The 23,449-nt window shown below is 67.4% G+C and carries 16 protein-coding genes; 6 read left to right on the top strand and 10 right to left on the bottom strand.

Annotation, left to right across the window (positions count from 1 at the left end; genetic code table 11):
- Positions 1–5: 5 nt before the first annotated feature.
- The 8 genes from ACP7EY_RS04665 to ACP7EY_RS04630 all read right to left on the bottom strand — a co-directional run bounded on the left by ACP7EY_RS04665 (position 6) and on the right by ACP7EY_RS04630 (position 14,585).
- On the bottom strand, positions 6–3,215 hold the full coding sequence (locus ACP7EY_RS04665; RefSeq protein WP_426190965.1) for an efflux RND transporter permease subunit: 3,210 nt from the start codon (positions 3,213–3,215) through the stop codon (positions 6–8).
- Positions 3,212–6,373 (bottom strand): efflux RND transporter permease subunit, encoded by a 3,162-nt coding sequence (locus ACP7EY_RS04660; RefSeq protein ID WP_426190963.1) that lies wholly within the window; start codon positions 6,371–6,373, stop codon positions 3,212–3,214. Before ACP7EY_RS04660 ends, ACP7EY_RS04665 begins: the two co-directional genes overlap by 4 nt.
- Positions 6,374–6,419: 46 nt before the next feature.
- Positions 6,420–7,835 carry an efflux RND transporter periplasmic adaptor subunit gene (locus tag ACP7EY_RS04655; RefSeq protein ID WP_426190961.1) on the bottom strand — a complete coding sequence of 472 codons (1,416 nt, stop codon included), beginning with the start codon at positions 7,833–7,835 and terminating at the stop codon, positions 6,420–6,422.
- A gap of 227 nt (positions 7,836–8,062) precedes the next feature.
- Complete coding sequence (gene sppA, locus ACP7EY_RS04650) at positions 8,063–9,919, bottom strand: signal peptide peptidase SppA (RefSeq protein ID WP_426190959.1); 1,857 nt, start codon at positions 9,917–9,919, stop codon at positions 8,063–8,065.
- 100 nt (positions 9,920–10,019) lie between these two features.
- Positions 10,020–11,501, bottom strand: coding sequence for a sodium:solute symporter (locus ACP7EY_RS04645; protein WP_426190957.1), 1,482 nt, complete (start codon positions 11,499–11,501; stop codon positions 10,020–10,022).
- Positions 11,502–11,590: 89 nt separating this feature from the next.
- Positions 11,591–12,058, bottom strand: coding sequence for a hypothetical protein (locus ACP7EY_RS04640; protein WP_426190955.1), 468 nt, complete (start codon positions 12,056–12,058; stop codon positions 11,591–11,593).
- 273 nt (positions 12,059–12,331) lie between these two features.
- Entirely contained in the window at positions 12,332–14,068 is a 1,737-nt protein-coding gene (locus tag ACP7EY_RS04635) for an NYN domain-containing protein (protein WP_426190953.1), read from the bottom strand.
- Between the two features lie 97 nt (positions 14,069–14,165).
- On the bottom strand, positions 14,166–14,585 hold the full coding sequence (locus ACP7EY_RS04630; RefSeq protein WP_426190951.1) for a DUF1810 domain-containing protein: 420 nt from the start codon (positions 14,583–14,585) through the stop codon (positions 14,166–14,168).
- 50 nt (positions 14,586–14,635) lie between these two features.
- Between ACP7EY_RS04630 and ACP7EY_RS04625 the strand changes: the two genes are divergently transcribed.
- The gene (locus ACP7EY_RS04625) at positions 14,636–14,845 is read left to right on the top strand and encodes a DUF3820 family protein (RefSeq protein WP_426190949.1); all 210 of its coding nucleotides are present in this window, start codon (positions 14,636–14,638) and stop codon (positions 14,843–14,845) included.
- A 19-nt stretch (positions 14,846–14,864) separates the two neighbouring features.
- On the opposite strand, the gene ACP7EY_RS04620 is transcribed toward ACP7EY_RS04625, so the two are convergent.
- Complete coding sequence (locus tag ACP7EY_RS04620; protein ID WP_426190947.1) at positions 14,865–17,126, bottom strand: putative bifunctional diguanylate cyclase/phosphodiesterase; 2,262 nt, start codon at positions 17,124–17,126, stop codon at positions 14,865–14,867.
- Positions 17,119–18,111 carry an EAL and HDOD domain-containing protein gene (locus ACP7EY_RS04615; protein ID WP_426190945.1) on the bottom strand — a complete coding sequence of 331 codons (993 nt, stop codon included), beginning with the start codon at positions 18,109–18,111 and terminating at the stop codon, positions 17,119–17,121. Before ACP7EY_RS04615 ends, ACP7EY_RS04620 begins: the two co-directional genes overlap by 8 nt.
- A gap of 232 nt (positions 18,112–18,343) precedes the next feature.
- Between ACP7EY_RS04615 and ribA the strand changes: the two genes are divergently transcribed.
- The 5 genes from ribA (at position 18,344) to ACP7EY_RS04590 (ending at position 23,442) form a co-directional block, all read left to right on the top strand.
- On the top strand, positions 18,344–18,988 hold the full coding sequence (gene ribA, locus ACP7EY_RS04610) for a GTP cyclohydrolase II (protein WP_426190943.1): 645 nt from the start codon (positions 18,344–18,346) through the stop codon (positions 18,986–18,988).
- Between the two features lie 120 nt (positions 18,989–19,108).
- Positions 19,109–20,539 (top strand): S1 family peptidase, encoded by a 1,431-nt coding sequence (locus tag ACP7EY_RS04605; RefSeq protein WP_426190941.1) that lies wholly within the window; start codon positions 19,109–19,111, stop codon positions 20,537–20,539.
- Positions 20,536–21,588, top strand: coding sequence for an FHA domain-containing protein (locus ACP7EY_RS04600; protein ID WP_426190939.1), 1,053 nt, complete (start codon positions 20,536–20,538; stop codon positions 21,586–21,588). The genes ACP7EY_RS04605 and ACP7EY_RS04600 overlap by 4 nt, the downstream gene beginning before the upstream one ends.
- On the top strand, positions 21,578–22,702 hold the full coding sequence (locus ACP7EY_RS04595) for a sensor histidine kinase (protein ID WP_426190937.1): 1,125 nt from the start codon (positions 21,578–21,580) through the stop codon (positions 22,700–22,702). The genes ACP7EY_RS04600 and ACP7EY_RS04595 overlap by 11 nt, the downstream gene beginning before the upstream one ends.
- Positions 22,702–23,442, top strand: coding sequence for a LytR/AlgR family response regulator transcription factor (locus ACP7EY_RS04590; protein ID WP_426190935.1), 741 nt, complete (start codon positions 22,702–22,704; stop codon positions 23,440–23,442). The genes ACP7EY_RS04595 and ACP7EY_RS04590 overlap by 1 nt, the downstream gene beginning before the upstream one ends.
- The last annotated feature ends 7 nt before the right edge of the window (positions 23,443–23,449 follow it).

The following is a 23,449-nucleotide window of genomic DNA, read 5'->3' as shown; positions in this document are numbered from 1 at the left end:
CGGGGTTAGGAATGCGCCGGGGCCGGGGCCGCGGTGGCAGTGGCGACGCGGCTCAAGGCGGCTTCCTCGGGACCGCGCCGGCGCAGCTTGTCCATCAATACATACACCACCGGGGTGGTCAGCAACGTCAGTACCTGGCTGGCGATCAGGCCGCCGATGATGGCGATGCCAAGCGGCTGGCGCAATTCGGAGCCTTCGCCGAAACCGATCGCCAGCGGCAAGGCGCCCAGCGCGGCGGCCAGGGTGGTCATCAGGATCGGCCGGAAGCGCAGCAGGCACGCTTCGCGCACGGCGTCAAACGCCGACAAGCCGCGCGAACGCTCGGCCTCAAGGGCGAAGTCGATGATCAGGATGGCGTTCTTCTTGACGATCCCCAGCAGCAGGAACACGCCGATCAGGGCGATGATGGAAAACTCCATCTTGAACAGCAGCAGCGCCAGCACCGCGCCCACGCCCGCCGACGGCAGCGTCGACAGCACCGTGATGGGGTGCACCAGCGATTCGTAGAGAATGCCCAGCACGATGTAAATGACCACGATGGCGGCGGCGATCAGGTAGGGCTGCTCCTTGTTGGAGTCCTGCGCCGCCTTGGCGGTGCCCTGGAAACTGCCGCGCACATTATTCGGCATGCCGATCTCCGCCTCCGCCTGGCGCACCGCCGCTTCGCCCGCCGCCGTGTTGCTGCCGGCGGCCAGGTTGTACGACACCGTGGTGGCCAGTTCGCCATCCTGGTGGCTCACCGAGGTGGGGGTCGCGCTTTCGGCGAAGCTGGCGATGGCCGACAGCGGCACCATGTTCGAGGCGGTGCCGGCCAGCGCCGAGCCGCTCGACGGATCGCGCGCCGCGGTGAGATTGGCGGCCGCGCTGGTGGTGGTCGCCCTGGCCGGCACGTACACATCCTTGAGCGCTTCGGGCGACTGCGCGTACTGGGTCGCCACGCCCATGATCACGTGGTACTGGTTGAGCTCATCGTAAATGGTGGCGACCTGGCGCTGGCCGAAGCCGTTGTACAGGGCGTTGTCGACATCGCGCGTGCTGATGCCCAGGCGCGCCGCGCTGTCCTTGTCGATGGTGACGAAGGTCTCGACGCCGTTCTCGGCCTGGTCGGTATCGACATCGACCAGCGCGCTCTGGCGTTTCATGGCGTCGGCCAGCCGGGTGGCCCATTTTTTCAGGTCCTCGCGGTTGTCGCTTTTCAGGGTGTACTGGTAGGTCGAGTTGGACTGCCGTCCGCCCATGCGCAAATCCTGCACCGGGTTGAGAAACAGCGACACCCCCGTCACCTTGGCCAGTTGCGGGCGCAGGCGGGCGATCACGGCCTGGCCGGCGTCGCCCTTGGCGCGCTCGGCGACCGGTTTCAGGTTGATGAACATGAAGCCACCGCCGGCGCGGGCGCCCCCCGTGAAGCCGACCACGGTGGCCACCGCCGGGTCGCTCTTGATGATGTTGACCAGTTGGCGCAATTTGCCCTGCATGGCCTGGAACGAGATCGACTGGTCGGCGCGGATACCGCCGTTGATCTGGCCCGTGTCCTGCTGGGGAAAAAAGCCCTTCGGCGCGGCCGAGAACAAGAACACGTTCAGGCCGATCACGAACACCAGGATCACCATCACCAGCAGCTTGGCGTCGAGCGCCCAGTCGAGCGCATGCTCATAGCCCTTTTGCAGCTTGTCGAAGCCCCGCTCGGACCAGCGCGCCAGCGGGCCGGGCCGCTTGTTGACATCGGTCTTGCGCAGCAGCCAGGCGCACATCATCGGCGTGGTGGTGAGCGAAATGACCAGCGAAATGAGCACCGCCGCCGACAGCGTGACGGCGAACTCGCGGAACAGCCGGCCCACCTGCCCGCCCATGAACAGCAGGGGAATGAATACCGCCACCAGCGACAGGCTGATCGAGAGCACCGTGAACCCGACTTCGCGCGCGCCCAGCAGCGCCGCTTCCATGCGGTCCATGCCCGCTTCGATGTGGCGCGCGGTATTTTCCAGCACCACGATGGCGTCATCGACGACGAAGCCGGTGGCCACCGTCAGCGCCATCAGCGACAGGTTATTGAGCGAAAAGCCCAGCAGGTACATGACGCCGAAGGTGCCCAGCAAGGACACCACCGTGGCCACCGCCGGCACCACGGTGGCGCGCACCGAGCGCAGGAACACGCTCACGACCAGCACCACCAGCGCGATCGAGATGAGCAAGGTCACTTCCACTTCGTGCAGCGAGGAGCGGATCGAGTTGGTCGAGTCCGACGCCACGTCGATCTTGATATCGCTGGGCAGTTGCGCCTGCAGCTGCGGCAGCAGGGCGCGCACGCCGTCGACCGTTTCGATGACGTTGGCGGCCGGCTGGCGCGTGACCAGCACGATCACCGCCGGTTCGCCGTTGAACAGGCCCAGCGTGTTGACGTTTTCGACGCCGTCACTGACGGTGGCGACATCCTGCAGGCGGATGGCGGCGCCGTCGCGCCAGGCCACCACCAGCGAGCGGTAATCGGCGGCGCTGCGCCCGCCGCTGGCGCCGGCCGGCTGCGAATAGATCTGCAGGCGCCTGCCGTTGCCTTCGATGGCGCCCTTGGGGCGGTTGGCGTTGGTGGCCTGGATGGCCGCGCGCACGTCTTCGGTCGACACGCCGTACTTGTTGAGCGCGTACGGCAGCAGGTCCACCCGCACGGCCGGCAGCGAGCCGCCGCCGATTTCGACGTCGCCCACGCCCTGCACCTGGGCCAGCTTTTGCTGCACCAGGTTCGACACCGTTTCGTAGATCTGGCCAGGCGTCTTGGTTTTCGAGGTCAAGGCCAGGATGATGACGGGGGCGTCGGACGGGTTGGCCTTGCGGTAGGTGGGGTTGCTGCGCAGGGTAGACGGCAGGTCGGCGCGCGCGGCGTTGATCGCCGCCTGCACTTCGCGCGCGGCCGAGTCGATCTTGCGATTGAGCTCGAACTGCAGGCTGATGCGGGTCGAGCCGCTGCCGCTGCTCGAGGTCATCTCGGTGACACCGGCGATCACGCCCAGGCGCCGCTCGAGCGGCGTGGCCACGCTGCTGGCCATGGTGTCGGGGCTGGCGCCGGGCAGCGAGGCCGACACCGAGATGGACGGGGAATCGACCTGCGGCAGGGGCGAGACGGGCAGCACGAAAAAAGCGCCGATGCCGGCCAGCGCGATCCCCAGCGTCAGCAGGACGGTGGCGATCGGCCGCCGCACGAAAGGCTGCGACAGATTCATGGCGTCGCCTCGGGCGCCGGCACCGGCGCGCTTTCGAGCAGCGCGCCATGCGAGTACTGATTGGTCAGCGCGTCGGCCCGGTCGCCGCCGAAACGGCGGCGGAAGCGCTGCGCCAGGCGGTCGAAGCCCAGGTAGATGACGGGCGTGGTAAACAGGGTCAGCAACTGGCTCACGATCAGGCCGCCGAAGATGGCCAGGCCCAGCGGACGGCGCAGTTCGGCGCCCTCGCCCCAGCCCAGCATCAGCGGCACGGCCGCGAACAGCGCCGCCAGCGTCGTCATCAGGATCGGCCGGAAGCGCAGCAGGGCCGCCTGGTGGATCGCCTCCTGCGCGCTCTTGCCCTGTTCGCGCTCGGCCTCGATGGCGAAGTCGATCATCATGATGGCGTTCTTCTTGACGATGCCGATCAGCAGGATGATGCCGATGATGCCGATCACGCCCAGGTCCTGGCCGGAAATGAGCAGCGCCAGCAGCGCGCCGACGCCGGCCGATGGCAGCGTCGACAGGATGGTCAGCGGGTGGATATAGCTTTCATACAGCACGCCGAGCACGATGTAGACGCACACCACCGCGGCCAGGATCAGCCACAGCTGGTTCGACAGCGAGGACTGGTAGGCACCGGCGGCGCCCAGGAATTTCATGGTCACCGTGGCCGGCAGCTTGATGTCCTCGCTGGCGGCGCGGATGGCGTCGACGGCGCTGCCCAGCGACACCCCGGGCGCCGTGTCGAAGCCGATGGTGGTGGCCGGGTACTGCGCCACGCGGGTGATCTGCAGGGGCGCCGGCTGCTCGGTGATGGTGGCGATCGCCTCGAGCGGCGTCGGCTTGCCGGAACCGGTCTTGATGGGCAGGCGCTTGAGGCTCTCGATCGACATCGCCGGGTCGCTCTTGGCTTCGAGGATGACGCGGTACTGGTTGGTTTCCGTGAAAATCGTCGAGACGATGCGCTGGCCGAAGGCGCTGTAGAGGGCGTCGTCAATGGTGGCGGCGGTGATCGACAGGCGCGAGGCGCTGTCGCGGTCGATGGCGATGAAGGCGGCCACCCCGCTGGCGCCGGCGTCGCTGACGGCGTTGACGACCGAGCTGCTCGTTTGCAGGCGGGCCACGAGCTTGTTGGCCCATTGCGTCACGGTGGCGTTGTCGGCCCCTTCGATCGACACGCGGTACTGGGTGGGCCCCGTTTCGGCGTCGATCGTCAAGTCCTGGGTCGGCTGCAGATACAGGGTGGCGCCGGCCACTTGCGCGACCCGCTGGCGCAGCCGCGTCATGATGGTGGCCTGGTCGTCGGCGCGCCCCGGTTTAAGGTTGATCAGCATGCTGCCCGTGTTGAGCATGGTGTTGTTGGCGGCGTCCACGCCCACGTTCGAGCTCAGTGACAACACGGCCGGATCGCGCAGGATTTCGCGCGCGGCCTGCTGCTGCAGCGTGGCCATGGCATCGTAGGAAATCGCCTGGCGGGCCTGGATGCGCGCCTGCAGCTGGCCCGTGTCCTGGGTGGGGAACAGGCCTTTCGGGATAAGCATGTACAGCAGCACCGTCAGCACCAGCGTGGCCAGCGCGACGATCAGGGTCAGGCCCTGGCGTGCCAGCACCCAGGTCAGCGCGCCGTCGTAGCGGTGCACGACGCGGTCGAAGAAGGCCTGGGTGTGGCGCGCCAGCTTCGACGGTTTTTCGTCCTTGAGCGCCTTGAGCCAGCGCGCCGACATCATCGGCACCAGCGTGAGCGAGACCACGGCGGAAATGAGGATGGTGATCGACAGGGTGATGGCGAACTCGCGGAACAGGCGGCCCACCACGTCGCCCATGAACAGCAGGGGAATGAGCACGGCGATGAGCGAAACGGTCAGCGAAATGATGGTAAAGCCGATCTGCGCGGCGCCCTTGATGGCCGCCGCCATCGGCGTCTCGCCCTCTTCGATGTAGCGGGCGATGTTTTCGATCATGACGATGGCGTCGTCGACGACGAAGCCGGTGGCGATCGTCAGCGCCATCAGCGACAGGTTGTTCAGGCTGTAGCCCAGCAGGTACATGGCGCCGCAGGTGCCGATGAGCGAGATCGGCACGGACAGGCTGGCGATCACGGTGGCGCGCAGGCTGTGCAGGAAAGCGAAAATCACCAGCACCACCAGCGCCACCGACAGCAGCAGTTCGAGCTCGACGTGTTCGACGGAGGCGCGGATGCCGGTGGTGCGGTCGACCAGCACGTCCAGGCGCAGCGCGCCCGGCAGGCCCGCCTGCAGCTCGGGCAGGCGCGCCTTGATGGCGTCGACGGTGGCGATGACGTTGGCGCCGGGCTGGCGCTGCACATTGAGGATGATCGCAGGTTTGAGGCCCGACCAGGCGGCCAGCTTGACGTTCTCGGCGCTGTCGACGACGGTGGCGACGTCGGTCAGGCGGACCGGCGCGCCGTTTTTATAGGCGACGATCAGGTTTTTGTATTCGGGCACGGCCAGCAACTGGTCGTTGGCGTTGATGGTATAGGAGCGGGTGGGGCCGTCGAAACTGCCCTTGGCGCTGTTGGCGTTGGCGGCGGTGATGGCGCTGCGCAGGGTGTCCAGGCCCAGGCCATACGAGGCCAGCGCCTCGGTATCGGCCTGGATCCGCACGGCCGGGCGCTGGCCGCCCGACAGCGACACCAGGCCGACGCCGGACACCTGGCTGATCTTCAGCGCCAGGCGCGTGTTGACCAGGTTCTGCACCTCGGTCAGGGGCATGGTGTCGGAGGTGATCGCCAGCGTCAGCACGGGGGCGTCGGCGGGATTGACCTTGGCGTAGACGGGCGGCGCCGGCAGGTCGGTCGGCAGCAGCGAGCCGCCGGCATTGATGGCCGCCTGCACTTCCTGCTCGGCCACGTCGAGCGTCTGCCCCAGGCCGAACTGCAGGGTGACGATGGAGACGCCGGCGGCGCTGGTCGAACTCATGCGCGACAAGCCCGACATCTGGCCGAACTGGCGCTCGAGCGGCGCCGTCACCGTGCGCGACATCACCTCGGGACTGGCGCCCGGGTACAGGGTCTGCACCTGGATGGTGGGGAAATCGACCTGCGGCAGCGCCGACAAGGGCAGAAATTTAAAGCCGACCAGGCCGGCCAGCACGATCGCCAGCATCAGCAGCGAGGTGGCGACGGGCCGGGCGATAAAGGGACCGGAAGGATTCATCGGTGCGACTCCACCGGGGCCACGCCCCGGTTTTCAAGTAGAACGATCATGGGGCGGTGCTGGCGGCGGGGCGCTGGCGGCGCTGGCCGTCGGCCGGGGCGGCCGGGGTGGCCGGGGTGGCCGGGGTGGCCGGGCTGGCTGGCGTGGCAGCCGGCGCGCTGGCGCCCTCCGCCGCGGCGGCGGCCCGGTTGCCGCGCCGTGCGCCGCCCGCGCCGGCGGCCGGACGGTCGCCCGGCAAGGTTACCCTGGCGCCATCCTTGAGGCGGTCGGCGCCCTCGGTGATGACCTGTTCGCCCGCTTTCAGGCCGCTGGCGACCTGCACCTTGTCGACGGTGGCCTGGCCGCGCGTGACGGCGCGCACCGACACCGTCTTGTCGGCGTTGAGGACGTAGACGAAGTCGCCGCTGGCGCCATGGCGCAAGCTGGTGACGGGCACCACCACGGCGCCCTTGATGTTGCGCACTTCCAGGCGCAGGTTGACGAACTGGCTGGGGAACAGCTTCATGTCGGTGTTGACGAAGCGGGCCTTGGCCTTGACGGTGCCGGTCTGGGTGTCGACCTGGTTGTCGAGGGCGTTGAAGCGGCCGCTCGCAAGCTGCTTCGTGCGGGTACGGTCGAAGGCCAGCGCCGGCAGCGCGGTGCTTTCGACGATGCGCTCCTGCACCGCCGGCACCTGGTCCTGGGCGATCGCAAACTCGACGTCGATGGGCGCGAGCTGGGTGATGACGGCGATGCCGGCGGCGTCCGCGCTGCCCACCAGGTTGCCCATGTCGACCACGCGCAGGCCCACGCGGCCGGCGATGGGCGCCTTGACCTGGGTGTAGCTCAGGTTCAGCCGGGCCACGCCTTCGGCCGCCTTGTCGGTCATGACGGTGCCCTCGAGCTGCTTGACGAGGGCGGCCTGGGTGTCGACGTCCTGGCGCGCGATCGAATCCTGGTCGAGCAGGGTGCGGTAACGCGACAGCGTCAGGCGCGCGCTGTCGAGCTGCGCTTCATCGCGCTGGCGCTGGCCGCTCGACTGCAGCAGCGCCATCTCGAAGGCGCGCGGATCGATGGTGGCGAGCACCTGGCCGGCCTTGACCAGCTGGCCTTCGCTGAAATGGATTTTTTGCAGCACGCCCGACACTTGGGGACGCACGGTGGCGGTGGCCGCCGCGGTGACGGTGCCGAGGGCATCGATGACGACGGGAATATCCATCGTCTCGGCCGTGGCCACGCCCACCGTGGTGGCGGGCGCGCCGCCGCGCCGGCCACCGCCGGGCCCGCCACCACCACCGCCCTGCCCGGCGCGTGCGCCGCCCGCGCCCGCGGCGCCGGGGTCGGCGGCGGGATGGGTCAGGTGCCAGGCCAGCCAGCCCAGCCCGATCATGGCGGCGATGGCGACAATCGTCCCGATCAGCTTGCTGCGGCCACTACGGGGAGAATTCGGGAGGACGGTTTTGTCGACGGGCGGCTGCTGCATGCTTTTCCTTGGTCAAAATGGTAACAAATACACAGCAAACTGTAACATGGCAGACCCATTCACTATGTTTCACAACGTACAGATGTCTGTACAAAAGCGTGTCATGTGGCATGAATTGATGTTTAACAAGCATGAAAAAAAACACCGCCTCCCGAGGGAGGCGGTGTTGCCGGGCTGTTCGTACATGGTGTTACAAAACCGCTACATAAAAACCTGCGCGGGCGCCGTCACGGCATGCTGCACAGGCAGTGGGTGATGGCGGCAAACGGCTCTTTGCCGCTATTGAGCTCCGACAACCATGCCATGTCCCGGGCCACTTCCTTCACGCTCGACGCGGGCAGGCCGGTGGGCAGCATGCCCAGTTTGAGCTGGATCGTCAGGGCCTGCGAGGCCGAGGCGCCGAACATGTTCAAGAAGCGTTCGACGCGGTTGCTTTCCCGTTCGATGTAGGCGACCCGATAGTCGGCCGGCAACTTCGCGCGCGCGGCGGCCGCCTTCAGGGCGTCTTCGTAGCTGCCCAGGCGGTCGACCAGGCCCCGCTCACGCGCCTGGGCGCCCGTCCACACCCGGCCCTGGCCGACGGCGTCGATTTTCGCCGGCGTGGTCTTGCGGGCGCTGGCGGCGCGGGTGGTGAACTCGCTGTAAATATGGTTGATGCTGCTCTGCACCAGCTGGCGGAAGCGGGGGTCGAGCGGACGCAGGGGATTGTAGGCGTCGGCCAGCCAGGTGGTGGTGGTGCCGGCCGTGTGCACGCCGAGCTTGTCGACCACTTTCTCGGCCGTGGGCAGGATGGCGAACACGCCGATCGAGCCGGTGATGGTGGCCGGGTCGGCGATGACTTCATCGGCCGCCATGGCAATCCAGTAGCCGCCCGAGGCGGCGACATTGCCCATCGAGACGATCACGGGCTTGCCGGCGGCCCGCGTGAGTTCCAGTTCGCGCCGGATCAGCTCGGAGGCGAACGCACTGCCGCCGGGCGAATCGACGCGCAGCACCACCGCCTTGATCTGATCGTCCTCGCGGGCGCGGCGGATCTGGTTCGAGGTCGAGTTGCCGCCGATGGCGCCGGGACCGGCGCTGCCGTCGGTGATTTCACCGGAAGCGACGACCACGCCGACGGCGTCGCCGAACACTTTCGGCCGGTGGCGGCCCAGGTAATCGTCGAAACCGATCTGGCGGAAGCTCTTGCCGTCGCTGTCGTACTCGCCCCGCTTGATCATCATGGCGCGCAGTTCGTCGCGGGTTGTCAGGCCGTCGACCAGTTTCGCTTGCAGCATGACCTTGGCGCCATCACCGCCGGCAGCCTCCATCAACTGGGGCAACTGGTCGATCATGCCGTTGATGGCGCCCGCGGGCAGCTTGCGGCTTTTCTCGACCGACGCCGTGTAGCCCTGCCACAAGGCGTTGTAGAGCACCGCTTCGGCTTCGGCGGCGGCGTCGGACGGGCCGTTGCCGATGTAGGGCTCGGCAAAACTCTTGTAGGTGCCCACCTTCATCAGGTTGACGGTCACGCCCACCTTGTCGAGGGCGTCGCGGTAGTAATTGCGGTAGCGGCCGAAACCCTTGACGTTGACCATGCCCATCGGGTGCAGGTAGACCTCGGTGGCGTGCGAGGCCAGCAGGTACTGGCGCTGGTCGTAGTTGCCGGCCCAGGCGACGACGGGCTTGCCGGCAGCCTTGACGCGGTCGATGGCGGCGCCGATGTCATTGAGCTGGGCCATGCCGGCCGCATCGAGGTCTTCCAGCATCAGCACCACGCTGCCCACGCCCTTGTCGGTGGCGGCCGCGTCGAGCACGGTGAGGATGTCGCGCAACTGCACCTGGCGGCGCGATTCGCCGTTGACGTTGGCCAGCAAGGTGTCCTGCACGCTGCCGCTGGACTGCTCGACGATGGCGCCCTTGAGGTTGATCACCAGCGCCGTCTTCGGTGTCAGCGGCTTGATGCCGCCGCTAAAGAGCGCCATCACCAGCACGACCAGGATCAGCAGGAACAGCAGGTTGAAAAATGTGCGCCGGGTGGCGTCGAGGGTGCGCCAGAACAAGCCGAAACCACGGCGCAGGGCTGACAGGGGTTTGAAGGACATCGGTTCTCCACCGGCAAGGTTAAATATTAAATAAAGCACGAAGGACGCTGCGCACGCAGCGACCATTACTTATCACTGTACGACAAAGTGCCGGTGGCGGCTACGCCGCCGTGGCCAGCCGCGTCACCTGTTGCGGGCGAGAAATCATCCACAAACCCGCAAACACGAATATACCGTTGAGTATCAGGAGTTCAAGGCCGAACCGGTAACTGGCGAACACGTGCGCTTGATTAAACTCAAGCACAGCGCACAGAATCGGCGCGCCGATGGCGACGACAGGCACCAGCCGGTCGGCCACGCTGCGGCGCGTGAGCAGCCCGAAAGCGAACAGACCCAGCAACGGTCCGTAGGTGTAGGCGGCCAGCTTGAGGATCACGCCGATCATGCTGGGGCTGTCGATGGCCTTGAACACCAGCACCAGCAGCAGGAACAGGCCGGCGTAGCCTAGGTGGATGGCCTTGCGCAGGCGCACCTTGGCCGCCTCGCCCAGTGCGCCGCAGGCGCTGTCGGCGCGCTGCAGGCCCAGCAGATCGATGCAGGTGCTCGAGGTCAGCGCCGTAATGGCGCCGTCGGCGCTGGGGAACAGGGCCGACACGAGGGCAATCAGGAAAATCACCTGCACCGTCGGCGGCAAGTGGCCGGTGACGATGGCGGGGAACAACTGGTCGCCCGTGGCCGTCACCCCCACCAGCGGCGCGTACAGGTGCAGCAAGCCGCCCAGGAACAGGAACAGCGACAGCACGACGGTGAGCACCACGGTGAGTGCGAGGAGATTTTTTTGGGAGTCGGCCAGGGTCTTGACGGAGATGGTTTTCTGCATCATCTCCTGGTCCAGGCCCGTCATGGTGATGACGATAAACATGCCGGCGACGATTTGCTTGAGCCAGAAGCTGGGGCTGTCCGGGCTGGCCGTGAACACCCGCGACAGGCCGCGCGCATCCATCTGCACCAGCGACTGGCCCACGCTCAGGTCGAGCTGGTGCAGCAGGAAGCCGACGCAGGCCACCAGGCCGATCAGCATGCAGGTCGTTTGCAGCGTGTCGGTCCAGACGATGGTCTTGACCCCGCCCTGGTAGGTGTAGACGAGGATCATGCCGAGAATCACCAGGGTGGTCAGCCAGAACGGCACGCCCAGGCGGTCGAGAATGATCACTTGCAGGATGTTGACCACGAGGTACAGGCGCGCGGTGGCGCCCAGCAGGCGCGACAGGATAAAGAAGCCGGCCCCGCTCTGGTAGGCGCGGCGGCCCAGGCGCAGGTCGAGGTAGCTGTAGATCGAGGTCAGTTTGAGCCGGTAGTACAGGGGCAGCAGGATGGCGACGACGGCAATGTAGCCGAGCACGTAGCCGATCAGGATCTGCCCATAGCCGAAGCCGTCGCGGCCGACGGCGCCGGGCACGCTGATGAAGGTGGCGCCCGACAGGGTGGTGCCGACCATGCCAAAGGCCACCAGCATCCAGTTGCTCGACTTGTTGCCGATAAAAAAACTGTCATTGGTGGCGTTGCGGGAGGTGGCCCAGGCGACCCCCAGCAGCAAGGCGAAATAGGCGAGCAGGATGCAAAACAGGAGAACTGGCGACATGGGAGGCTGGTATTAAAGTGGTCGGCAGCAATATACACTGAACTGCCCCGGTGGCGGCACTGGCGCCGCCGGGCCGCGCTGGCGCCCGCCTATATTTTTTCGCCGCGGATGCGCTCGAACGGCCCGATGCACACATCGAGCGTCTCGGAGGCGCACATCAGGAACATGTCGCCGCCCGGATGAAACTGCAGGTAGTTGGTGGTGCGAGCGCCCACCCGCATGACTTCGCCGGAACAATCGGGCTTGCCGTTGTCGCGCACGATGCGGTCTTCCAGCTTGTAAAAGCCGCGTGCGCTGGGCTTGGCGCCGATCGCATAGGCACTTTCGGAGACTTCGCCGGCACTGGTGACGAGGCTGCTGCCGTCCTGCCGAAACCGGTAAGTTTCGGCGCAGCGGCCAGCGTCGAGGCTCAGGCGCCAGACGCCGATCAGGGGATGGTTCGGGGCGGGCGTATCGGCCCGGTCGGCGGCGTGCCCCGGCAATACCAGGGCAGCGGCGAGCGCGAGCGCAAACAGCGCCAGCGGGCGCGGCGAAGCGGGGCGAACAGATTGCGGCACGGCGCGCTCCTTCGAAAGGTGGCGACAGCGCGATTGGCTGGACGCCCCCAGTGTGCGCCGATTTCGCCGGCACGTCGCCCCCCTGCCAGGCGGCAAGAGAGACGACGCTGGCGCTTAGAACCTATCCTGGTAGGTTGGAGTCGCTGCTTGCGTGCCTGGCAACCGATGGCGGCGTTGCTCGTCTTCGCATGGCTCGCCATGCGTCATCCTCGCGCCTTGCCCTCGGCTGCCATGCGTCGCAATCCGCTTCCTCCTACCTACCGGGATAGGTTCTTACTGGTCGGCCTTCGGCTTGGCCGGACGACGGCTGCGCGCGGGCGCCTTGCGGGCGGGGGTGGCGGCAACTGGCGCCGGGTCGATGTTGCCATCGACCTGCAAGCGCTCGGCCGACGCGGCCACATTGCCGATGTTGTCGTCCTGCTGCTTTGGCGCGGACGCGCCGCGTCCCTTGCTCGTGCCTGGCTTGCTCGTGCCTGGCTTGCTGGTGGCGCCCTTGCTGGTGCCTGGCTTGCTGGCGCCTGGCTTGCCGGTGGCGCCCTTGCTGGCGGCCCCCTTGCGTGCCGGCGCGCGCGCGTTGCGGCGCTTTTCCGCAGCCGGTGGCGGGAACGGCGAATCCTCGTTCCATTCGGCCGAGTCGCTGTGCGCCGAGGCCGGGTCGATGGTCTGACCGGCAGCGTGCTCGGCAGCCTCATCGGCGGCCTGCTCGGCCGCTTCATAGGCCGCTTCACGGGACACTGCATCGGCTACCGAATCGGCTACCGAATCGGCCACCACCTCGGTCACGGCATCGTCGAGCACCTCGGCCACCGCCACGGGCGCCGCGCTCACAGCTGCCTCGGCCGCCTCGAACGGGGCCTCGTCCGTCTGCGCTTGCGGCGAGACGGGCGCGCGGAAATCGGTGCGGCCACGGCCGCGACCACGGCCACGGGCCGGCTCAGGGCGGGCCGGACGGCGCGCCGTATCGCCCGCCGTCACCGGTGCGGCTGCTTCCACGGCATCGGTGCTGTCGAGCGGCGCGGTCGGATGCAGCAAGGCGGCCATTTCCGGCGAAATGGCATCGCTGTCGTTGGCAGTGCCGCCGCCGTTCAGGTCGACCTGCTCGCCATCGATGTCGTTGTCCGCTTCGAGTTCGACGCGGGCGTCGGCGCTGCGCACGGCCTGGCCGGCGGCGCTGCGGTAGACGTAGGCGCCGGATTTTTCATCGCGGCCAAATTCGAGCATGCCGCGCGCCTGCGCTTCTTCGAGCAGGTTGCCGAAGGTGCGAAAGCCGAAATACGTTTCGTTAAATTCAGGACGGCGGCGCTTGAGCGTGTCCTTGAGCAGCGATGCCCAGATCTTGCCGCTGTCGCCACGCTCGGAGACGAGGGCGTCGAACATTTCGACCACCATGTCGATCGCCTGGGCCTTGCGCGATTCGAGTTCTTCCTTGCGCTTGTCGTTCTTGTCGTCGGGGGCGCGGCGGCCCGAACCGGACGACGACACCTGCGCCGGCTGCGACTTGCGCTCGTCGCGCTTGGCGGCGGCGCGTTTGACTTCACGGACGAGGTCGTCGTAGAAAATGAATTCGTCGCAGTTGGCCACCAGCAGGTCCGAGGTCGACTGCTTGACGCCCACGCCGATCACCTGCTTGTTGTTTTCGCGCAGTTTCGACACCAGCGGAGAGAAATCGGAGTCGCCCGAAATGATCACGAAGGTGTTCACGTGCGACTTGGTGTAGCACAGATCGAGGGCATCGACGACCAGGCGGATGTCGGCCGAGTTCTTGCCCGACTGGCGCACGTGGGGAATTTCAATGAGCTCGAAGTTCGCTTCGTGCATGGTCGCCTTGAAGCCCTTGTAGCGCTCCCAGTCACAATAGGCTTTTTTGACGACGATGCTGCCCTTGAGCAGCAGGCGCTCGAGCACCGGTTTGATGTCGAATTTTTCGTAGTTGGCGTCGCGGACGCCCAGGGCGACGTTTTCGAAATCGCAGAACACCGCCATGCTGATGTTATCGGGAGTTGAAGCCATAGGGGAAATTTTCCATGCAATGTAGGGTCGGACAAGCCAGCGATTATACGCATGTTGCCACCCCGCACCGTCCGCTTGCTGCCGCTGCGCCCTTCCCCTACAGCCGGTCGAGCGTGGCTTCGTCCGACAAGCCGTCAAAAAATTCGTTGATGCAGTCCTGAAACACCGCCTCGTCGGGCGCCACTTCGGAAAACAGCGTCATCGAGGAATGGAATTTACGGTCGTCGGGACTGGCGAAAATGGTGCCGATATCCTTGCCGTGCAGCGCCAGCACCAGCGCACCGCACTCGCGCAGGCGCTTGCCCAGCACGGGGTGGGCCAGGTAGGCGGCCGCTTCGTCGGTCGAGGCGATGGCGTACTTGCGCGCCATGGCGCTACTGCCGAGGCCGGCAATCTGGGGAAAGATAAACCACATCCAGTGCGTGCGCTTGTGGCCCGACTCGAGCTCTGCGAGCACGCTGGCGTAGACGGGATCTTGCGCCTGAACGAAACGTTCGAGATCAAAATGGTTGTTCATACGGGAGTCCTCCACCGACTATTCTAGCGCGGGATGGTAGAGTGGCGCGCATGAAACCCGAACATTTGCAACTGCTGCTGACCCGAGAAATGCCGTACGGTAAATACAAGGGGCGCAAGATTGCCGATTTGCCCGGCCACTACCTGGGCTGGTTCGCCAGCCAGGGCATGCCCAAAGGGGAATTGGGCGAGCTGCTGGCGATCATGTATGAGCTCGATCACAACGATTTGCGGTCCCTGCTCGACCCGCTGCGGCGCTAGAGCGCCCCAGCGTCAGCCATCACGGCTGGCGCGCCAGTTCGAGCCGCGCGCCGTCGCCCAGCATGGCGGCGAAATCGGCCGCCGGCACCGCTGGACTGAACAGCCAGCCCTGCAGCTGGTCACAGCCCAGCTCCCGTAAAAACTGCATCTGCTCGGGCGTTTCCACCCCTTCGGCGACGATTTCCTGGCGCAACTGCTGGGCCATGGTGACGATCGCGCGCGCGATGGCGCAGTCGTTTTCCTCGTACGGCAGGCCGATCACGAAGGAGCGGTCGATTTTCAGAGTGCTGATGGGGAATTTTTTCAGGTAGGCCAGGCTCGAATAGCCAGTGCCGAAATCGTCGAGCGCCAGCGCCAGGCCCATCGCCACGAGCTCGTTCATGATGGCGATTACATTGTCGGCGCCGCCCACCAGCAGGCTCTCGGTAATTTCCAGCATGATCTGCTCGGGCTGCACGCCGTGGCGCTCGAGCACCTGCTGGACGAAGGCGGGCAGCTTGCGGTCGAACTGGCGTGCCGACAGGTTCACTGCCACCGGCGGCATGGCCAGGCCGGCGTCGCGCCAGGCGCGGATCTGGCGGCAGGCCTCGTCGAGCACCCACTCGCCGATTTCCAGGATCAGCCCCGTCTCTTCGGCCAGTGGAATGAATTCGTCCGGGCGCACCATGCCGCGCTCCGGGTGGCGCCAGCGAATCAGGGCTTCGGCACCGACGATGCGGCCGCTGCGCAGGCTCACCTTGGGCTGGTAGTGCAGCTCGAGCTGGCCGCTGGCCAGTCCCGCGCGCAGCTCGTTTTCCAGCCGGATGCGGTCCTTAGCGCGCTGGTCCATCTCTTCGCTGTAAAACAGGAAGCGCTCGGCGCCGTTCAGGTCGACCTTGGCCACCGCCACCTCGGCGTAGCGCATCAGCGAGGCGGTGTCGGTGCTGTCCTCGATGTAGACGGCGATGCCGATGTGGGCGCCCACCCGCACCCGCTGGCCGCCGACATCGATCGGCGCGGCCAGCGCCTGCAGCAGCTTTTGCGCCACCAGGCCGGCGTGCTCGCGCTTTTCGATGAACGGCAGCGCGATGCCGAACTTGGCGCCGTCCAGGCGCGCCAGGATATCGGCGTCGCGCAGCACCGCGCGCAGGCGCCGCCCCGCCTCGGCCAGCACCTGGTCGCCCACCGCATGGCCGAGCGAGTCGGTGACGGCGGCGATGCGGTCGATTTCCACCACCAGCACGGCGCCGTACTCGGTGGCGCGGCGCGCCTCGCTGAGCATCTGGTCGACCAGGTGGTTGAACAGGCTGCGGTTGGGCAGCCCCGTCAGGCTGTCGTAGTTGGCCATGCGCTGCATGCGCGCTTCGGCGTCCTTGTGCACGCTGATATCGGAAAAAAACGAAAACGTGTGGGTGATGGCGCCGTCACCATCGCGCACCACGCTGATGCTCACCGACTGGGGAAACAGCTCGCCGTTCTTGCGCTTGCCGACGATTTCGCCGCGCCAGCTGCCCTCGCCGTGGATGGCGGCGCGCACGCGCGCGCCGAACGCGGCGTCGTGCACGCCCGAACGGAGCATCTCGGGAGTCTTGCCGATCAGTTCAGCGGCGCTGTAACCGGTGATGCGGGTGAAGGCGGCGTTCGAGGAGACGATCCGTTCGTCGGCGTCGGCGATCAGCACACCCTGGTCGCTGTCTTCGATGATGCGCGCGTGCAGGCGGATCTTGTCGGAGTCGCTCAACACCAGCTGGCGGCAGGGGTCGGCGCCTGCTGGCGCCGGCGCCAGCGCGGACGCGGGTAGCACCGGCGTCATCGTCACCAGCATGCCGGCCACCTCGCCGCCCTCGTCGGCGATGGCGGTCACGCGCATGGCGACGCGGATGGTGGCGCCGCCCTTGGTGCGCCGCAGGACATTGACCACCGCTTCGCCGTGCCCCAGCAGCAGGTCCGTCAGGTCGGCCTCGTCGGCCTCGTCGGCGTCGAGGAAGAACGCGTGCTGCCCGATCGCCTCGGCGCGCGTGTAGCCGAACAGGGCGACGGCGGCGTCGTTCCAGCCGGTCAGGTAGCCGGCCAGGTCGAGCGACAGGCCGGCCGGCTCAACGACGGCCGCGGGCGGCGTGGCGGCGCAGGCCAGCGCCAGCGCCGCTTCCAGTTCGGCCAGGGTGGCGCCCAGGCGGCCGGCGCTGTCGTCGAGGTGGGCGTCGTCGCCGTCGGCGGTGTCGACCAGCGCGCCGACCTGCCGGGCCAGCGCACGCGCCGTGCGCGCCAGGCGCAGACAACGCTCGAGCTGCCTGTCAGCCATGGGTGGCCTGGGTTTCGCGCAGTGCGCCCTGCATCCACAAGGCGGCATCGACCATCGCATCGTTGCAGTCGGCGGGGGCGATCTGCAAGCCGTCAAGGCGGGCGGCGGCGCCGTCGAAGTCGCCCATCTCCACCATTTCATAGAGCGTGAGCAGGACCCCCAGTTCGCCTTCGCGGCGCAGCAGGGCCGCGTGCACCGCTTCGCCCAGCGTCAGCGGCGCCAGCACTTCGGCCAGCGGCATGCCGAACAACACGCCCAGCAGCGAGAACATGCCGGCCATGAAAGCCTGCTCCTGGTTGGTCTTGTCCAGGCCGCGCGCGCGCGCCAGCAGTTCCAGCGCCCGCGCCCGCATGGCCACCCGCGCCAGCAGCATGTTCGAGCGCATGTCGCCCTGGCGGGCGGCAAACAGCATCAGGTTGAGCCAGCGCCGCAATTGCTGGCGGCCCAGCAGCAGCAGCGCCTGCGAAAAGCTGGTGATGCGGCGCCCGCCCCCCACCCCCAGCGAATTGACCAGCCGCAGCAGGTTATACGACAGGGTCGGGTCGCGCCGCAGCAGCGCTTCGATTTCATGGGTGTCGGCGTCGACCGCCACCAGTTGCACCATCTGCAGGGCCGTCACGCGCGAGGCGGCCTGCGCGCCGGTCGATTTCGGCGGCGGCGCCATGCACCAGTTGCCATCGATCCAGGCGGCGCCGGCCGGCAAAAATTCGGCGACCAGGCGCTCGTCGACCCGGCACAGGGTGCCCGGCGCCAGCGCCCGCCAGCGGCGCGCCTGCAGCGCGGCGGCCAGCGCCTCGCCCGCCATCCCGGCGCGGAACAGGCACGGCATGGTCTCCGACAGCGCGACGAAATGGTCGGCCGTCGTCAGTTCGGCCAGCGTGGCGAGCGCGCCCGCGCCGCCATCGAGCAGCAGGGCGGCGGGGCGACCGCTGCGGTCGGCGAGAACGCGAAAGAACAGCAAGGCAACGGGCATTGTTTGGGTCATCTGCTTGCCGAAATGATCAGGGTGATGCTTATGTTACCCCGGATTTGTTGATGTACGCCAACATTTTAGGCTGATGTCCATTGGAATTGTTCTTAATGTTGTTGATATGAACAAAACCGCGCCACCGCGCCGTTGAACTTTCATTAATCCCCGCCAGGGCCGGCCGCTCGGCCACGGACGACGGCGATTTCCGCTACACTTGCGCCTACAGAAACAGATTCAGAGATCCGCAATGACCGTCGCCGCACCTGCCAATTTAATGGATTACGTCACCTCCTGCGCCCTGCCAACGCCATGGGCGCAATTTACCCTGCATGCTTTTATTGAGCATGCCACCGGCAAGGAGCACCTGGCCATGGTGCTGGGCGCGGTCGACGATGGCGAGCCGGTGCTGGCGCGCGTGCATTCGGAGTGCCTGACCGGCGACGTGCTGTTTTCGCAGCGCTGCGATTGTGGCGCCCAGCTCGAGGGCGCGCTGCGCAAGATCGCCGAGGAAGGCCGCGGCGTGCTGCTGTACCTGCGCCAGGAAGGTCGGGGCATAGGCCTGGTCAATAAAATCCGCGCCTATCGCCTGCAGGAAGCGGGCGCCGATACCGTCGAAGCCAATCTGCAGCTGGGCTTTCACGCGGATGCGCGCAACTACGCCCTGTGCCAGCCGATGCTGGCGCAGTTCGGCATCGAGCGCGTGCGCCTGATGACCAACAATCCGCGCAAGATCGCCGCCCTCGAGCAGGTCGGCATCGCCGTGACGGAGCGCGTGCCGCTGCTGGTGAACCGGAATGCCTTCAATACGGGCTACCTCGACACCAAGGCGGCCAAGCTGGGCCATCTGATGACCCCGCTGGCCGAAACGGTCGCCCAGGACGGCGAACTGTAGGCGACAGCCAGGCCGGGCGCCCTGCCCATGGCGACAAAAATACGTTAAGCTGCAAGCAATGTGTCCACTTTGTCTTGTTTGCCTGGCTTGTCCGGCTTGTCGTGTTTGCGCTGGGGTTGCATGAATTTCCAACAGATTAGTGTCAGTGCCGCCCTGTGCGGCGCGCTGTGCTGCCCCGGCGGTGCGTCCGCCATGCCGGCGGCCGCGCCGGCGGCCGCGCCGGCCGCGGCGCAGGTGGCCGCGCCGCCGCCGGGCCAGTTGCAAGCGCCCGGCAGTGCGCCCGCCGCCACCCCGCAAGCGCCGCCCGAAGTGGACAACACGGCGGCCCTGCCGCCGCCCTCCTCGGCCGCGCAAAACCTGTATTCGAAGGCCCGGGGCGACCTGCTGCAAATTCGCATGCTGCTCAAAAACGGCCGCAGCCAGTCGACGGTGGGCTCGGGCTTCATGGTCGGCACCAGCGACCTGGTGCTGACCAATTACCACGTGGTGTCGCAAATGGCGCTCGACCCGGATGTCTACACGGCCGAATACGTCGGCACCGACGGCAAGCGGGGCCCCGTCGAACTGCTGGCGGTGGACGTGCTGCACGACCTGGCGGTGGTGCGCGTGAACCGCACCGGCACGGGCTTTTTTACCATCCCCGACAAGCTTGCCAGGCTCAGCCAGGGCCAGTACCTGTACTCGCTGGGCAATCCACTTGACCTGGGCTTCGCCATTTCCGAGGGCGCCTACAACGGCGTGATCACCCGCAGCTTTTACGACCAGCTGATGTTTACGGGGCCGATCAACGCCGGCATGAGCGGTGGCCCCAGCATCACCGGCACGGGCGCTGTGGCCGGCGTGAACGTGTCGAAGCGGCGCGACGGCGAGTTGGTCAGCTTCCTGGTGCCGGCCCGCTACGCGCAAGAACTGTTAAAGACGGTGGCGGCGCAACGGAGCGTGCCGAAGGATTTCAATCCGCTGATCGGCCAGCAGCTGCTGGCGCACCAGAAGGCCATGATCGACACGCTGCTCGAGCAGCCGCTGTCGCTCAAGGCCATGGGCCCCTACCAGGTGCCGGTGCGCGAGTCCGAGCAGGTGCGCTGCTGGGGCAGTTCGAACGTCAAGGCGGAAGCGAGTTTTACGGCCGACACCATCAGCTGCCAGATGGAGTCGGCGATATTCGTCTCCGATTCGCAGCAGACGGGCCAGGTGTCGATGAGCCACCAGTATGTGCATTCGAGCTCGCTCGACAAGTTGCGCTTCGCGGTGCTGGCCAGCACCCTGTTCAAGGTCGATAAGCTGGGGCGCAGCAAGGATCCCCGCCTGACGGGGCCGCGCTGCACCGAGCAGTTCGTCCGCACCCGCAGCCTGCCGCTGCGCGCCGTCACCTGCGTGCGCGCCTACCGCAAATTCCCCGGTCTGTACAACTTCACCCTGCTCACCGCCAGCGTCGACGACGCCCGCGCCAGCCTGCAAAGCCGCATCGACGTGACCGGCGTGTCGTTCGAAAACGGCATGCGCAGCACGCGCGCCTTCCTGGAGGCGCTCGGCCGCGCCGGCAAGCGATGAACGATGAGCACACCATGCAGGCGCACGCCCAGCCAGCGCCCGCGCACGCACTACCGCGCGGGAGCGCCATGAACGCGCCGTATTTCGTCGAGACGCTGGCCAGAAACGGCGACGTGCTGCAGCGCCAGCAGGTGGCGACGACGCCGATCCGGCTGGGCCGCGGCTACGACAACGACGTCATCGTCGACGACGCCCACTGCGCGCCGCGCCACGCCATCATTGAACGCGACGCCGGCGGCGCCCTGGTGCTGCGCGACCTGGGCAGCACCAATGGCGTGATCCATCGCGGCAAGCGCTGTGTCGCGCTGACCCTGACGGGCGACACCGTGGTGCGGCTGGGTCACACCAGCTTGCGCGTGCGCGGCGCCGATTTTCCCGTGCCGCCCGAGCAGATCGACCGCACCCGCCACAGCTGGGAAGGCGGCCTGCCCGGCCTGGTCGGCTTGCTGCTGATCGGCCTGACCTCGCTGTTGACGGTCTGGCTCAGCGACACCCAGCCATTCCAGCTGATCCGCTACCTGCAGGCGCTCGCCTACGGCATCGGCGCCGCCCTGGTCTGGTGCGGCGGCTGGGCCTTCGCCAACCGCCTGTTCGGCCGCCATGCGCGCCTGGGCCGCCACCTGTTCGTGTTCGGCTGCGGCGTGGCCGCCATCACCGCCTACAAGCTGCTCTCGTCGCTGGTGGCGTTCAGCCTGTCGTTCGAAGCGATCACCCGCTACGGCGCCCACGTGGCGGTGGCGATCAGCGCGCTGATGCTGTTCTACCACCTGGTGACGGTCAAGCCGAACAGCGTCCGCCATTTCGCCATCGTATGCGCTCTGCTGGGCCTGCTCGGCTCGGGCCTGACGGTGATCGGCAACGAGCAGCGCAGCGGGCGCGCCGGCGACGAACTGTACATGTCGGTGATTCTGCCGCCGGCCACCCGCATCGCGCGCGATCACAGCGTCGACGCGTTCATGGGCGAGGTGGGCGCCATGCGCGCCGGGCTCGACGCCGAGCGGGCGAAAAAGATCAAGGACGCCGTCGGCGCCGACGACGATGACGACTGAGGACAGCGAGCAGGGCGCGCCCGCCTGGAGCCGGCGCGCCCTGCTCGGCTTCGTGCTGGCCTGGCTGCTGTTCGCCACATTGATGATGGCGGTGAGCGTGCAGGATTACGCCCGCAGCGGGGCCGGCAGCCAGTACTGGCAGCCGCTGTTGTGGGAGTGCTCGTCGATGCTGGTGGGGACCGCCCTGATGCTGCTGCAATTGCGGCTGACCCGGCGCTCGCAGGCGCTGCTGGCGACGCCGTGGCGCTGGTTCGGCCAGCAGGCCTTGTGGCTGCCGTATTTCTGGCTGTTGTTTACCCCACTGGTGTTCGGCATCCGCCACGCCGTGTACGCGGAGATGGGCCAGGCATATTCGCACCGCCCGCCCGCCGAACTGTTGTTCTACGAGTCGCTCAAACTGACGGTGTTCATCGGCCTGTTCACGGCGGTACGCTTTGGCATGCTGTCCTACCGTGAGCTGCTGGCGGCCAAGCTGCGCGCCGAACAGGCCAACGTCCTGCTGCGCCAGGCCCAGTTGCACCGACTGGCCCAGCAGATGCAGCCGCATTTCCTGTTCAATGCCCTCAACACCATCGCGGCGCAGATGCACAGCGACGTCGAGCAGGCCGACGCCACCCTGATCGAACTGGCCGCCGTGCTGCGCGCCACGCTCGAGGCGGGCGAGCGGCACGAGGCGCCCCTGTCGAGCGAGCTGCGGCTGCTGCGCGGCTACGGCCAGTTGATGCTGGCCCGCTTCGGCGAACGCGCCAGCATCAACTGGAACACCGACGCCATCGCCGCGCGCGCGCTGGCCTGCCCGCTGCCGGTGCTGAGCTTGCAGCCGCTGCTGGAGAATATTTTCAAACACACGGTGGAGCGGCGCCGCGGCCTCACCCGCATCGACGTGACGGCCACGCTCGACGCCAGCGAGGGCGTGCTGCGGGTGGTGCTCGAGGACGATGCCGGTGTGCTGGCGGCGGCCAATGCGGCAGGTCCCGCAGCGGGCAGCGGCATCGGCCTGGCCAATCTGCGCGCGCGCCTGGCGATGCTGCACGGGGCGCGCGCCAGCCTGACGCTCGAGCAACTGGCGCCGGCCGGCGTGCGCGCCACCCTGCTGCTGCCCTGCCCGCCCTGATGCGCATTCTCATCGTCGACGACGAACAGCCGGCGCGCGCCAGGCTGCGCCGCCTGCTCGGCCAGTGCGCCGACGGCGCCGCGCTGCACATCGACGAGGCGCGCGATGGCGTCGAGGCGCTGGCGCTGAGCGCGCTGGCGCGGCCCGATGTGATCTTCCTCGACATCGAGATGCCCGAGGCGAGCGGCCTGGAAGTGGCGGCGTCGCTGCCGGCGCCGGCGCCGCTGGTGGTGTTCGTCACCGCCTACGACCAGTACGCCGTGCCGGCCTTCGACGCCAACGCCATCGACTACCTGTTGAAACCCTACGACCTGGCGCGGCTCGAGCGCGCGCTGGGGCGGGTGCGCCAGCAACTGCGCGCGGCCACGCCAGCGCCGGCGCCGCCGCATGGCCTGCCGCTGCGCCAGTTGCTGGTGAGCGAACGGGGGGTGACGCGGGTGGTGCGGGTCGAACAGATCGGCTGGATCGAAACGGCCGACAACTATGTGGTGCTGCACTGCGCCGACGCGCAGCCCCTGCTGCGGCAAGCGCTGGCGACGCTGGTGGCGGGCCTGGGCCCCCGCTTCGTCCGCTGCCACCGGCGCGCCGCCGTGCAGCTGGCGTGGATTGAGCACGTCGTCAGCGGCGACAAGGGTGATGGCGAACTGGTGCTGCGCGGCGGCGCGCGGGTGCCGTTGAGCCGCCAGTACCGCGCCGCCCTGCTGGCGCGGCTGGCCGGCGGCGACGACGAGCTCGCCTGATCGTGCG

Source organism: Massilia sp. DWR3-1-1 (assembly GCF_049898325.1).
In the GTDB taxonomy this organism is placed as follows: Bacteria; Pseudomonadota; Gammaproteobacteria; order Burkholderiales; family Burkholderiaceae_D; genus JAFCUW01.
Note: the sequence above shows the minus strand (reverse complement) of the source record. Positions and strands in the feature narration are given on the sequence as shown.

Bases quoted from the DNA above. Each gene is read 5' to 3' on its own strand.
- ACP7EY_RS04665 (WP_426190965.1), bottom strand. From the start codon at position 3,215: ATGAATCTGTCGCAGCCTTTCGTGCGGCGGCCGATCGCCACCGTCCTG.
- ACP7EY_RS04660 (WP_426190963.1), bottom strand. From the start codon at position 6,373: ATGAATCCTTCCGGTCCCTTTATCGCCCGGCCCGTCGCCACCTCGCTG.
- ACP7EY_RS04655 (WP_426190961.1), bottom strand. From the start codon at position 7,835: ATGCAGCAGCCGCCCGTCGACAAAACCGTCCTCCCGAATTCTCCCCGT.
- sppA (WP_426190959.1), bottom strand. From the start codon at position 9,919: ATGTCCTTCAAACCCCTGTCAGCCCTGCGCCGTGGTTTCGGCTTGTTC.
- ACP7EY_RS04645 (WP_426190957.1), bottom strand. From the start codon at position 11,501: ATGTCGCCAGTTCTCCTGTTTTGCATCCTGCTCGCCTATTTCGCCTTG.
- ACP7EY_RS04635 (WP_426190953.1), bottom strand. From the start codon at position 14,068: ATGGCTTCAACTCCCGATAACATCAGCATGGCGGTGTTCTGCGATTTC.
- ACP7EY_RS04630 (WP_426190951.1), bottom strand. From the start codon at position 14,585: ATGAACAACCATTTTGATCTCGAACGTTTCGTTCAGGCGCAAGATCCC.
- ACP7EY_RS04625 (WP_426190949.1), top strand. From the start codon at position 14,636: ATGAAACCCGAACATTTGCAACTGCTGCTGACCCGAGAAATGCCGTAC.
- ACP7EY_RS04620 (WP_426190947.1), bottom strand. From the start codon at position 17,126: ATGGCTGACAGGCAGCTCGAGCGTTGTCTGCGCCTGGCGCGCACGGCG.
- ACP7EY_RS04615 (WP_426190945.1), bottom strand. From the start codon at position 18,111: ATGACCCAAACAATGCCCGTTGCCTTGCTGTTCTTTCGCGTTCTCGCC.
- ribA (WP_426190943.1), top strand. From the start codon at position 18,344: ATGACCGTCGCCGCACCTGCCAATTTAATGGATTACGTCACCTCCTGC.
- ACP7EY_RS04605 (WP_426190941.1), top strand. From the start codon at position 19,109: ATGAATTTCCAACAGATTAGTGTCAGTGCCGCCCTGTGCGGCGCGCTG.
- ACP7EY_RS04600 (WP_426190939.1), top strand. From the start codon at position 20,536: ATGAACGATGAGCACACCATGCAGGCGCACGCCCAGCCAGCGCCCGCG.
- ACP7EY_RS04595 (WP_426190937.1), top strand. From the start codon at position 21,578: ATGACGACTGAGGACAGCGAGCAGGGCGCGCCCGCCTGGAGCCGGCGC.
- ACP7EY_RS04590 (WP_426190935.1), top strand. From the start codon at position 22,702: ATGCGCATTCTCATCGTCGACGACGAACAGCCGGCGCGCGCCAGGCTG.